Here is a 12,161-nt window from a genome sequence, read left to right as displayed (position 1 = left end):
TAGTTAGAAAGCTCATCATTTTCTTCTAAATCGGCAAAGTCTTTGTCATTGATACGGCCTATGTAGCCAATCATATGTGCACCTTGCTTACCTAATGGATAGTGACGGAACAAGCGGGATTTGAGTTCTACACCAGGGAAGCGAAAGCGATTGACTGCAAATTTAGCGGCTTCAACTTCGTTTAAATGAGTGCGCAATGGAATACTTTCGAAAGTATGGCTTTCTGTTTTTTGCTTTTTAATCTTTAGGGGGTAGGGGGGTGCGGGGAGGGGGGAGCGGGGAGCGGGGAGACTGGGAGCGGGGAGCGGGGAGACTGGGAGAAAAAAGGACGCTTGCGTTCAAACTCAACTATCCCCTATCCCCTATCCCCTACCCTCTAAATCTATGACCAAAGTCATACAAAATAGATGACCTGGGCGAGTAGTATAAGATCGACATCCTCGATTATGCTCAGTTCATGAGAGCTTACCTTGCCTTGACAACTTGTGGATTACTCATCCTCTTATCTGGCTGTGCGGCTGGCCGTACCGAGCAAACCGCCAAAGTTGCTCCTGCTAAACCGAACGCGGTTGTCGCTTTGGGGCGGATTCAACCTAACGGGGAAGTCATCAAACTATCTGTAGCTAATGCCCAAGATAGTCGGGTCGATCGGATTTTGATTAAAGAAGGCGATTTTGTCAAACAGAATCAAGTTATTGCGATCCTTCAAGGGATCGATCGCAAACAAGCCGAAGTCCGCGATGCGCTAGCCGACGTCAAACTGCGGCAGATCGAACTGGGGAAAGTCAGTCAAGGTGACTTCAAAAAATCGCAAATTACCGCCCAAAATGCCGTCCTGACTAGACTCCAAGCCCAACTTAATAGCACCCGCACCCAACAACAAGCCGCATTAACTGGTGCCAAGTCGCAATTGCAAAATGCGGAAGCTAACTATCAACGGCAATCCCAAGCAGATCGGCAGGGATTGGGCTTGCTCACTGCGCAGGCAAAACTCACGAATGCGGAAGCTGAATATCGCCGCCGCAGCCAATTCGATCGATCGGGTAACAATACCCTTGGCACTCAAGCCAAACTCGCCAATACTCAAGCTGAATATCAACGCAAGCTGACGCTCTATCGATCGGGCGGGATTAGTAAATCGAGCTTAGACAAAGCGCAAGAAGAATTCGTTTCCGCCCAAGCAGCCGCCCGCGAACGCGGCATCGATACCAAAACCCAACTCGATAAAGCTAACGAATATTTAGCAGCGGCCAAAGCCAACCTCCAAGAGAAAAAACTAGCAGTCGCAGCTCAATTGGATAAACTCAAAACCGAACTGCTCACCGCACGGGAAAATGTCAACCAACGGCAAGCAGAACTAGACCAAACCATCCAGACTATCACTGCTCAAATCAGCCAAGAACGTGCCAAATTAGCCGAATTGCGCGAAGTCCGCCCCAACGATGTCCGCCTCGCCCAAGCCCAACTCGAAAAAGCCCAAATTGCCGTCGAGCAAAAACAAGCCGCCTTGCGCGACTCCGAAGTCCGCGTGCCTGTATCCGGACAAATCCTCAAAATCAATACCCGCATCGGCGAACAGGTCAATATCACGCAGGGCATCGTCGAACTCGCCCAAACCGAAAAAATGTACGTGATGACCGAGATTGCCGAAATCGATATCAATAAAATTCGCCAGGGGCAATCTGCTCTAATTACCAGTGAATATCAGAGCTTTGCTGGCGAACTACACGGTACAGTCTCCCAAATCGGCCTCCAAGTCGGTCGCAAACAAACCCAAGAAGCTGGTGGTGCTAATCCCACCACTGATAAGGAAAGCCGCGTAATTGCCGTGAAAATTGAAATTGCCCCAGCGGATAGTCCGAAAGTTGCCAAGCTGACGAATATGCAAGTGCGGGTAAAGTTGCCGATTAGGCTTTAGGCTTTGGGCTTTAGGCTTTAGGCTTTAGGGGGTAGAGGGTAGAGGGTAAACAGGGTGGTTTCATACACCAGAAGAAACATCTCTCAGTTCACTGAAGTGAACTTTCGCTATTAGCCCGAAATTTATTTCAGGGCGGTTGAAGACTAGGCACCAGAGTTCGATCGTTTTTCTTTTCTTGGATGAAACCGCCAGAGGGTAGCGGTTAGTAAATAGTGGATGGGAGCTAGTGATGAAAAAACTTTTTTCGGGGCGGGAGAGGCCGTTGGCTTGGGCGCAGTTGTCGCATCAAAAAGTGCGGACGGGTGTGGCGATGGGGGGGATTGCGTTTGCGAATGTGTTGATTTTCATGCAGTTGGGATTTGTGAATTTATTTGCAGGTGGGGCGACTTTATTGCCCAGACATTTGCAAGGCGATTTATTTATTACCAATTCTGAAGCTAAACTGATTAACTCCTTTAGCACCTTCGATCGCACGCGATTGTATCAAGCTGCTGCCTTCGATGGCATCATCTCCGCCGAGCCGTTATATCTCAAATACGGTACCTGGGCTTATGACAAAGAAACCATCTCCTACGAGACACGGGTGTTTGCCTACAATCCTCAAGTTCAAATCTTCGACCTGCCCGAAATAACTCAGCAACAAACCAAACTTCGCGAACCATTTACAGCATTATTCGATCGATTATCGCGATCGCAATTGGGGCCGATTCCCGCACTAATGGCAACCAAACCAACTACTAGGGCGATGTTAAATAATCAACGACTGGTAGTTAATGGTTTATTTAATCTCGGTAGCTCCTTCTTTCTCAGTGAAGGCAATATCATCACCAGCGATCGCACCTTCGCCGAAATGTATGGCAGCAACGCCCTCGAACAAGTAACCCTCGGCATCATTCGCGTTAAACCGGGCACCGATCTCATTGCCCTCAAACTCGGCATCGAACAAGCCGTCCCTGGCATCAAAGTACTCACCCATCAAGAATTACAAACCAGAGAACTCCAATTTCAAGATACCAACCCTAGCAGCACGATCTTCAACTTCGGAGCTATCATGGGCTTCATCGTTGGCGTCGCGATCGTCTATCAAGTCCTCTACAGCGACGTCAGCGACCATCTCTCCGAATACGCCACCCTCAAAGCGATCGGTTACTCCCAACGCTCCCTCCTCCTCGTCATCTTCCAAGAAGCCCTCTTCCTCGCCGTCCTCGGCTACATCCCTGGCTTCATTGCCACTTTGGGGATGTACCAACTATTAACAACTCTTACCCGATTGGAGCTAATTATGACTGTAAATTTAGCTCTAACTGTCTTCATCCTCACCTTACTAATGTGTTTAATTTCCGGCGCGATCGCCTCTAATAAGTTACGGGCAGCAGATCCGGCTGATGTGTTTTAGTGAATAGTGAATAGTGAATAGTGAATGGTTGGGATATTAATCGATTAAGTCTCAGCTAAATTTAAATCTATGCAAAGGTAGAGAGTGAATGAAATTTTTTCCCTTACGATCGATAGAGGTCAATACGGGAATATAGTCTCGTGAGTGTTATATGTTAGATCGAATTAGACAACTGCTATGGCGGCGGCGAAAGCTGACAATAATTTTCACTAGTCTGTTGGTTGGCATGTTTTTTGTGCTTCAGCTATTTTTGAATTTTCAAATTATGGATCTGACGATCGCGGCTGGGCCAGCGAGAGGAGAAAGTTATCAACTAGCCAGAGCGATTGCCGAGCAACTAGTTGTTTGCAATGCGAGGGTGCGATTAAAAGTACTAGAAACCAAAGGTTCCGAGCAGAATCTTGAATTATTACAAGCTGGCAAAGTGCAGCTCGCATCGATTCCTATTACTAGTTCTCTATCTAATTCAGTCAAATTAGTTTCCTATTTATTTAACGATCTGTTCCAGCTTGTGGTTACAGAAAAATCAGGTGTAAACCAGATTGCGGATCTTAAAGGGAAACGGATCGCTATTCCACCATTAGAAGATAAAGCGGATGATTTTTTCTGGATTTTAGTAAAACATTATCGGGTCGCACGGCAAGATCTATCAGTAACGTCAATGACTGGAGCGGCTGCTGATGACGCTTTCCTAAATAATCGTGTCGATGCCGTTTTTCGATCGCGTCCGGCAGGCAATAAATTTATTCAGAAATTAGTGCGTGATGGTAACGCTAGCATCATTCCGATCGACCAAGCTGCCGCTCTCAAAATTCAATATCCAGAATTTGGTGCGGCGATCTTGCCTAAAGGTGTTTATCAAGGTAATGTTGCTACTCCCGCACAAGATTTACCAACAATTTCCGTACAGCGAATCTTGGTTGCTAATAGTCGAGTGAGTACCGAAGCGATCCAAGAATTGACGAAGACAATCTACGAAAACCGGCAGGTATTGATGAATAAAATGCCCCTAGCAAACGAAATCAGCCCACCCGATACCAGTGGCGGATCGCTCTTGCCGCTACATCTAGGTGCCGCAAATTATTACAATCGATCGGAGCCAGATTTCTTCACCAAAAATTCCGATTTGTTAGGCTTAGCGGTCACAATTAGTTTAGCTGCTTTATCTTGGTTGTGGCAATTTAAAGAGCAATTTGCTCGCACTCAAAAAAATCGCAGCGACCTCTATAATACCGAACTGATTCAGCTCATGGATGACATTAACAACTGTCACGACCTAGAATCCCTCGATAAGATGAGGCAGCTAATGTATCAAAAATTTGCAATTGCGATCGAGGCGTTCGATTGCGATCGCATTACCTTTGAATCACTTCAGTCAATTCGCTTTACTTGGGATGCGACGATGCTCGCCATTAAAGATCGCGAATCCTATCTATTGCGGCACCTAAATTCAGCCAATTAATATGTTAAACTCGCCCACGATCGACATCGAAAACCTTCACCACAGCTTCGGCAAAGGCAACCTCCAAATCCCTGTCCTCAAAGACATCAACCTCCAAATCCCCGCTGGAGAAATTACCATCCTCACCGGCCCATCCGGCAGCGGTAAGACCACCCTATTAACCTTAATTGGCGCATTGAGATCGATGCAAACCGGCAGTCTCAAAGTGCTCGATCGCCAACTCTTCGGCGCAAAACAAACCCAACTTATCCAAACCCGCAGCAATATCGGCTACATCTTCCAAGCCCACAACCTCCTCAAAAGCCTCACCGCCTGGGAAAACGTCACCATGCCCCTCAAACTCCATCCCCACATCAAAGATCGCCAAACCCGCGCCATCCAAATCCTCACCGCCGTCGGCTTAGGCGATCGCACCCACTACTACCCCGATCTCCTCTCTGGCGGCCAAAAACAGCGCGTCGCGATCGCCCGCGCCCTCGTCGCCCAACCTCAACTGATCCTCGCCGACGAACCCACCGCCGCCCTTGATAGTAAATCCGGTCGCGAAGTCGTCACCCTCATGCAACAACTCGCCAAAGAGCAAAATTGTACGATTTTAATGGTGACTCACGACAACCGAATTTTGGATGTTGCCGATCGGATTATTCACATGGAAGATGGGTGTTTGGTGAGCGATAAAGTAGTCTAGTTGGGAGCGGGGATCGGAAATGCAAATTAGATGACTAACAGAACGTGAGTTTAGGACAAGGAAACCCGATCTGCTTCGTTCCCGAACCGCCCTGGACTAGAAGTTCGGGCTAAAAGCAAAAGTTCGTTGAAACGAACTAAGTGATTTGGCAGTTCTCTTTAGAGAACTTTTGCTTTTAGCCCCAAATTCATTTGAGGGCGGTTCGGAAACGAAGCTAGGAGTCATTCAGCGGACACACTTCACCCAAACTCACGTTAACAGAACAATTTAGTTACTTCATCCAACCTCGATCCCAACCATCGCCGCCTACTTCTAAGCCAGCACTATTGCTACTAGCTTGAATAATCCGATCGCCTTGAAGCGTCTGGAGATCGATCGATAACAACCCCTTGAGCGTATCCCGACAACACATCACCAAACCCTGTTCTGTTGGCGTATTCACCATCGTCCCTGGTAAATCTGTCGTCCCGACTAATTCGACTCGAAACTCGCTATTAGTTGCCTGAATTCGCCATTCCCCCCAAGGTTGAATTTGCCAGCTCATCTGCGAATTCCACGGCACGAATTCATAAAACCGATCGCGATAATGAATGCCAATCATCCCGACTTCTTCCGTCGCCCACAATACCTTGCGTCGCCCACCACCTGCGGTAATCGCCAACCCCACCGTCTCATCAAAACTATTGCAATTCACCCAAAACCACTTCTGCGGAAACGATCGACCCCAGTTTTTTTCACTATACGCTGGCGCATTGGTAAATTCATAACGCTTGCCTCGCCACTCGATCCAACCCGTCGCCAAACCATGCGCCATCAAGATTTGCCAGCCCGGTTCAAAAATTGGCAAGTAGGACAAGATTCCCGCAGTAGATTGTTGAGTCTGCTGAGGCTGTCCCCACCCATAGACGGGGACAGTCTGATAGCACCAGCGACAGTCCTGACTTGGCAAGGCTCCCTGATGGAGCGTCGTAGTAACTTGATAGCCTTCGGTAATGTGTCGATCGAATTCATCGATCGCGAGTAATTGCGGTTGAATTGCTAAATTATTAGTCTCACCCCAATGCCCTAAACTCAACTTATCTTTTGCCGCCCAAAATTTACGCACATCTGGGAAACTACAGATTAAATGTTGCTCGTCAATTCCCAACATTTGTACCGCGCCACCACTTCGTTCGCTTTTACCTAAAGGATCTTCAATTGAATACATAAACGCGAAAGATTCCCGAATTTTCGGTAAAGTCACCCGAAAATACCACCCTTCAAAAAAATCAGGATCGAATCCATTCCAATGATAGCCAACATGAGGTATCTGCAAACCCTATTCTCCTAAAGCCTAAAGCCTAAAACCTAATTAACAAAGCAAGCGATCGGGAAAATCAAGTATTCCCAAAAGAATAATTTCCAGATGAATTGATAAAAGTCGGCGATCGATTCTTTTTTATCTAAGTCAATATCCTGAGAACGCCACCAGAGTAGACCCAGCAAGCCGGTATGTGAGATGGCCAAAAACCAGGTGTTGATACTTGCTGGCATCAATATTCCTGCCGCGATCGTCCCGATATAGGCGATCGTAATTGCCCAACGAGTTAAATTGAAGACTGTTAATTTACCCAAGACGATCGTAAAAGTTTCGATTTGATACTTACTATCGCCTTCGAGATCGGGTACGTCTTTAAATAAAGCAATGGCGATCGTAAATACCAAGATAAATAGCGTCAATACCCAAATACTCGGCGATACGGTATCTGTACCTGTAAATAGTCGATCGAAATGCAAGAATAATCCTAAATTTACGACACATCCCCTAACTGTCAAAATACAAATAGCAGCGAGTAATGAATATTGTTTGAAGCGAATCGGTGGTAATGAATAAGCAGTTCCGATCGCCAAACTTAATGCAACTGTCGCAAATAGCCACTTACCTAATAAGAGCGAAATAACGATCGCGAGAATACCGCTGACCCCAACGATCCATTGTCCTTGCGCGATCGATAATTTGCCGCTAGCTAATGGCAAATCGGGTTTGTTTACTCGATCGATCTCGACATCATATAGTTGATTCAAACCGACGATATAAATATTTCCCAAGATACAAGCAGCCCACGCTCCCACTAGTTGACCGATGCTCTGCCAGGAAATCGGACTGTGAGTGGTAGCTAGTGCGATCGTGTAGAGTGCGCCGACACTTAAGCTCGTACCGATGATTGTATGGGGACGGGAGAATTTCCAGAGCTGTGATAGTTGCATGGGCAATGTGGGGGACTTGGGGATTGCGGGCAGGGTGCTAATTTTATTGTAATTGAAGAAAACTTTATCCAAGTTTAGAACTCGATCGGGCGATCTCAAAAATGCGAGGTAGGAAATCCGTAAGCATTGCCCTACCTCGATCGCGGGTAGATATTGTCATAATATAAATAGTTCTAAAAGTCTCTAACTTATTGTGTCGATCGCAATTGAGTCTAGTTCCACTGCACCAGCTACGCCTGTCAAACCCAGACTGTGGATGCCAGAACAGGTATTATTTACACCTGCGGCGATAGCTGAACCTTGGGGACAACAAATCTTAGCCCGCACTGAGTCTTTAAATTTGCCCATTAAAATCCTCCCGCGCAACCGTTTGACTGGGTTGCGGGGTGAAAATGAGCGCGAAACATATCAGATTTCCAAGCGCACTTTAGCCGTAGTTACAGCCCCTCCGAGTAGTTTCAAACTCAGCCCCATTCCCCCTTCTGCCGACTGGCAATTTCACCTCGCCGAAGGCTGTCCGGCGCACTGTCAATACTGCTATCTCGCCGGTAGCTTGCAAGGGCCACCAGTAATTCGCGCCTTTGCCAATCTACCGCAAACTTTAGCCAATTTAGCCGCCTACGAGCGATCGGGCGAAGCCACGAGTTTTGAGGTGAGTTGTTATACCGATCCGCTCGGGATCGAGCACCTTACGGGCAGCTTAGCAGAATGTATCCGTTATTTTGGTACCCGAAAAGATGGATATTTGCGCTGGGTATCGAAATTTGATGCTGTCGAGCCGCTGCTAGATCTGCCTCACAACGGTCATACCCGCTGTCGGGTGAGTGTTAATGCCACACCTGTTTCCGGTCGGTTTGAGGGCGGTACGGCACCCGTTGCCGCGCGGTTGCAAGCGTTACGCAAGTTGGCACTACCGACCGCTCGGGGTGGTGGTGGTTATCCCGTCGGTGTAGTTATCGCACCGATTATGCCCGTCGAAGATTGGCAGTCACACTATACCGAGCTGCTAGACTCGATCGAAACCGCACTAGATTTCGATTGCGATCTGACCTTCGAGTTGATTTCCCACCGCTTTACACCTGGCTCCAAGGAGACGATCTTGGAGTGGTATCCCCAAACCAAGCTCGATCTGGATGAGTCCCAGCGGGCTGTCAAGCGCAACAAATTTGGTGGCATTAAGTACGTCTATGAGGCGGACATCATGAAAGAGCTGCGTCGCTTCTTCGAGCGGGAATTGTTACGGCGATTCCCTCATGCCAAAATCCTGTACTGGACTTAAATCCGATCTTGAGGAGTCGCCCCATGCGGCTCCTAAATGCAACCAAATCTGACTTGAAGTTGATATGGGTTGCGGCATCCAGATAGCCGCGCCACCAATATCGATCCCAATTTGCAAATGCTCGGTTATGTCGAATTTAGATCTCGATCGAGTTAAGCCAGATAAAAACCAAAAATTAACGTGTAGGTTGGGTTGAGCAAGGCGAAACCCAACAGCCTTAACAATTAATGGTGGGGATGTTGGGTTTCGTTCCTCAACCCAACCTACGAATTAATGCTAATTAATTAGAATTGCTGCAATCTTTCTTGCAAAATCTCTTTTTGTTTCTCTGATTCAGCCAACATATCTTTAGTTTGTTGTACCACCTCTGGCGTAGCACGCTCGATAAATTTAGTGTTATTTAACCGACTGTGAATTGATTCAATTTCTTTATCGATTTTATCGATTTTCTTCTGAATTTTGGCTTTAAAAGCATCGAGATCCACTACTCCAGTCAGGGGTAAAATAATCTGAACGGTAGCGAAGACACTTGCGATCGAGCGAGTCGGTTCTGCCGCTAATCGATCGACAATGGTGAGGTTTTCAATTTGTGCCAGATCGCACAGATAAGTCTTCCCGCGCTCTAATATTTCCCGCTCGGTAGCACTATCGCTTTGCAGGATAATCGCAACCTTAATCGCGCGTTTGAGATCGGCTTCCGCACGGAGATTGCGAATCGTCCGCGTCACGCCAATGAGGAGATCGAATTCGCGATCGAGTTCCGTGTCAATTAGACTAGCATCGCTAATTGGATAAGCTTGGATCGAGATATCATTTCGCTCGTCGCTTTCGGTGAGCGTTTGCCAAATTTCTGCCGTAACGTGGGGCATAAATGGATGCAATAACTTTAAAATGCCATCCAAAACAAACGCCAAAGTTTGCAGCACGACTAATTTACTCGCCGGATCGGCACCTTCTTGCAGTCGCGATTTAACTAGCTCGATATACCAGTCGCAGAAGTCGCCCCAGAAGAATTCATATAATCCTTTAGCCGCTTCACCCAATCCATATCGATCGATATAATCGCGGGTTTGTTGAGCTGTTTGATGGAAGCGCGAGAGAATCCATTTATCCGCTACTTCTAGGGATTCGATCGCTGGAGCAATTAAATTATCCCGATCGATCTTAAAGTCTGAAGTTTCAAAATTCAGCATCACAAATCGCGCCGCATTCCAGATTTTATTCGTAAAATTCCGGCTGGCTTCGACGGATTCAGATTCGTCAGTTTTGCGGTTGTATTGAATCCGAATATCTTGTCCCGCACCGACAACTTCGCGGACTAACGTATAGCGCAGCGCGTCGGTACCATATTTATCGATTAGTAATAATGGATCGATACCATTATTCGCCGACTTCGACTGTTTCTTCCCATTTTCATCGAGAACTAAACCATGAATGTAGACATCTTGAAATGGCATTTTACCAGTCAGATATCCCGCCATCATCGTCATCCGTGCCACCCAGAAGAAGATAATATCGTAACCAGTAACGAGCGTAGCTGTCGGATAATAAAGCTCTAAATCCGCAGTACGATCCGGCCAACCTAATGTCGAGAATGGCCACAATCCCGAAGAGAACCAAGTATCGAGAACATCTGGATCGCGGGCTAATTTGACATCTGCACCGAACTGTTCGATCGCCTGTGCCCGAGCCTCTGATTCATCTTTAGCCACAAAGAACGGCGTGTTATCCGTTATCTCGCCACCCGATTCGCTGACTGCATACCAAGCCGGAATCTGATGCCCCCACCACAATTGGCGCGAGATACACCAATCTTGCAATTTAACCAACCAATCGCGGTAGACTTTCCCCCAGCGTTGGGGAACAAAATCAGGGGAATTTTGGTTGTCTAAATGCTCCAGGCAATTATCTGCCATCGGGCGAATTTTGACAAACCATTGAGTTGATAATAATGGCTCGATCGGAACTTTGCCGCGATCGCTATAAGGTACAGTATGCTTGTAAGCTTCAATTTTAACTAAATTACCCAGTTCTTCTAACTTAGCAACAACATTGCGCCGTGCTGCAAAGCGTTCTTGCCCATTGAATTCGCCAGCATTCTCATTGAGAGTGCCGTCTTTATTCATGATATTAATCAACGGTAAATTATGACGCTTGCCCATCGCAAAGTCATTGAGATCGTGAGCGGGAGTAACTTTTACGCAACCCGTTCCAAATTCTGCTTCGACAAAATCATCACCCACGATCGGAATTTCGCGCCCGACGATCGGCAATCTGACAGTTTTACCAATTAGATGCTTGTATCTTTCATCCTTGGGATTGACTGCTACTCCGGTATCGCCCAGCATCGTTTCAGGGCGAGTAGTTGCTACTTCAATATGTCCAGAACCATCGCTCAATGGATAGCGAAAATACCACAAACTGCCATTAGTTTCCTTATTCTCCACCTCCAAATCCGACACCGCTGATTGCGAAGCCGGACACCAATTGACTAAATACTGTCCTCGATAAATCAGTCCATCTTTGTGCAATCGAACGAATGCTTCCAATACCGCCGCCGACAAGCCCTCATCCAGCGTGAACCGTTCCCGCGTCCAATCCGCCGACACACCCATCCGCTTGAGCTGATTGACAATGGTACCACCCGATTCAGCTTTCCATTCCCACGCGCGCTCTAGAAACTTCTCGCGCCCGACATCATAGCGCGTCTTACCCTCAGCCTTGAGTTGTTTCTCTAGAATCGTCTGCACCGCAATACTCGCGTGATCCGTTCCCGGTAAAAACAGCGTATTGTCCCCGCACATCCGATGGTACCGAATCAGCGCATCGATCAGCGATTGTTCAAACGCATGTCCCAAGTGCAAACTCCCCGTCACATTTGGCGGCGGAATGACGATACAAAATGGTTTCCCTCCTTTAGCCGGATCGACTTTGTAGGTTTGGTTTGTTTCCCAAATCTGCTGCCATTTGGCTTCGGTTGTCTTGGTGTCGTACTGGGGGGGAAGATTAGCTGTCATGGGATGCTTGATATTGGCACTCTATTATAATTGTGCCATAGGGAAGGGTTTAGATATTATGAGTGACAGAGATCTAGGAAGATTAAACCGCAGAGACGCAGCGATTCGCCTCTGCGATTAAAAAAGACACAAATTATGGATCCTATAAAAAGAC

8 protein-coding genes and 1 pseudogene are annotated in these 12,161 nt (G+C 47.2%); 5 read left to right on the top strand and 4 right to left on the bottom strand.

Translation table 11 applies throughout. The features are described from left to right. A pseudogene (locus RMO84_RS02875) lies at positions 1-245 on the bottom strand (penicillin-binding protein 2); the annotation flags it as partial. Positions 246-457: 212 nt separating this feature from the next. Here RMO84_RS02875 and RMO84_RS02870 point away from each other — a divergent pair. From RMO84_RS02870 to RMO84_RS02855, 4 genes are all read left to right on the top strand, one after another. Further along, a complete protein-coding gene (locus tag RMO84_RS02870) occupies positions 458-1,918 on the top strand; it encodes an HlyD family efflux transporter periplasmic adaptor subunit (RefSeq protein WP_310486944.1) in 1,461 nt (486 codons plus the stop codon). A gap of 229 nt (positions 1,919-2,147) precedes the next feature. Beyond that, positions 2,148-3,314, top strand: coding sequence for an ABC transporter permease DevC (gene devC / locus RMO84_RS02865; protein ID WP_310486943.1), 1,167 nt, complete (start codon positions 2,148-2,150; stop codon positions 3,312-3,314). Positions 3,315-3,465: 151 nt separating this feature from the next. Next, complete coding sequence (locus RMO84_RS02860) at positions 3,466-4,776, top strand: TAXI family TRAP transporter solute-binding subunit (RefSeq protein WP_310486942.1); 1,311 nt, start codon at positions 3,466-3,468, stop codon at positions 4,774-4,776. Between the two features lies 1 nt (position 4,777). Further along, a complete protein-coding gene (locus RMO84_RS02855) occupies positions 4,778-5,464 on the top strand; it encodes a DevA family ABC transporter ATP-binding protein (protein ID WP_310486941.1) in 687 nt (228 codons plus the stop codon). A gap of 271 nt (positions 5,465-5,735) precedes the next feature. Here RMO84_RS02855 and RMO84_RS02850 read toward each other — a convergent pair whose 3' ends face one another. Then, positions 5,736-6,779 (bottom strand): tocopherol cyclase family protein, encoded by a 1,044-nt coding sequence (locus RMO84_RS02850; RefSeq protein ID WP_310486940.1) that lies wholly within the window; start codon positions 6,777-6,779, stop codon positions 5,736-5,738. Positions 6,780-6,811: 32 nt separating this feature from the next. Then, positions 6,812-7,711: a homogentisate phytyltransferase gene (locus RMO84_RS02845; RefSeq protein ID WP_310486939.1), complete on the bottom strand. Its 900-nt coding sequence runs from the start codon at positions 7,709-7,711 to the stop codon at positions 6,812-6,814. Between the two features lie 256 nt (positions 7,712-7,967). Between RMO84_RS02845 and RMO84_RS02840 the strand changes: the two genes are divergently transcribed. Beyond that, positions 7,968-8,990, top strand: a complete 1,023-nt coding sequence (locus RMO84_RS02840; protein ID WP_396135752.1) for a spore photoproduct lyase family protein — start codon at positions 7,968-7,970, stop codon at positions 8,988-8,990. 284 nt (positions 8,991-9,274) lie between these two features. Here the strand turns inward: RMO84_RS02840 and RMO84_RS02835 are convergent, their stop codons facing one another. Continuing rightward, the gene (locus RMO84_RS02835; protein ID WP_310486937.1) at positions 9,275-12,007 is read right to left on the bottom strand and encodes a valine--tRNA ligase; all 2,733 of its coding nucleotides are present in this window, start codon (positions 12,005-12,007) and stop codon (positions 9,275-9,277) included. Positions 12,008-12,161 lie beyond the last annotated feature (154 nt).

Origin of the sequence: Chamaesiphon sp. VAR_69_metabat_338, from assembly GCF_031423935.1 — a bacterium.
Lineage (GTDB): Bacteria > Cyanobacteriota > Cyanobacteriia > Cyanobacteriales > Chamaesiphonaceae > Chamaesiphon.
The sequence above is the reverse complement of the archived record's forward strand: the minus strand, read 5'-3'. Positions and strand labels throughout refer to the sequence as shown.

What these genes read in the sequence shown, in the direction of transcription:
- RMO84_RS02870 (WP_310486944.1), top strand. Translation starts at nt 458, where the DNA reads ATGAGAGCTTACCTTGCCTTGACAACTTGTGGATTACTCATCCTCTTA.
- devC (WP_310486943.1), top strand. Translation starts at nt 2,148, where the DNA reads ATGAAAAAACTTTTTTCGGGGCGGGAGAGGCCGTTGGCTTGGGCGCAG.
- RMO84_RS02860 (WP_310486942.1), top strand. Translation starts at nt 3,466, where the DNA reads ATGTTAGATCGAATTAGACAACTGCTATGGCGGCGGCGAAAGCTGACA.
- RMO84_RS02855 (WP_310486941.1), top strand. Translation starts at nt 4,778, where the DNA reads ATGTTAAACTCGCCCACGATCGACATCGAAAACCTTCACCACAGCTTC.
- RMO84_RS02845 (WP_310486939.1), bottom strand. Translation starts at nt 7,711, where the DNA reads ATGCAACTATCACAGCTCTGGAAATTCTCCCGTCCCCATACAATCATC.
- RMO84_RS02840 (WP_396135752.1), top strand. Translation starts at nt 7,968, where the DNA reads ATGCCAGAACAGGTATTATTTACACCTGCGGCGATAGCTGAACCTTGG.
- RMO84_RS02835 (WP_310486937.1), bottom strand. Translation starts at nt 12,007, where the DNA reads ATGACAGCTAATCTTCCCCCCCAGTACGACACCAAGACAACCGAAGCC.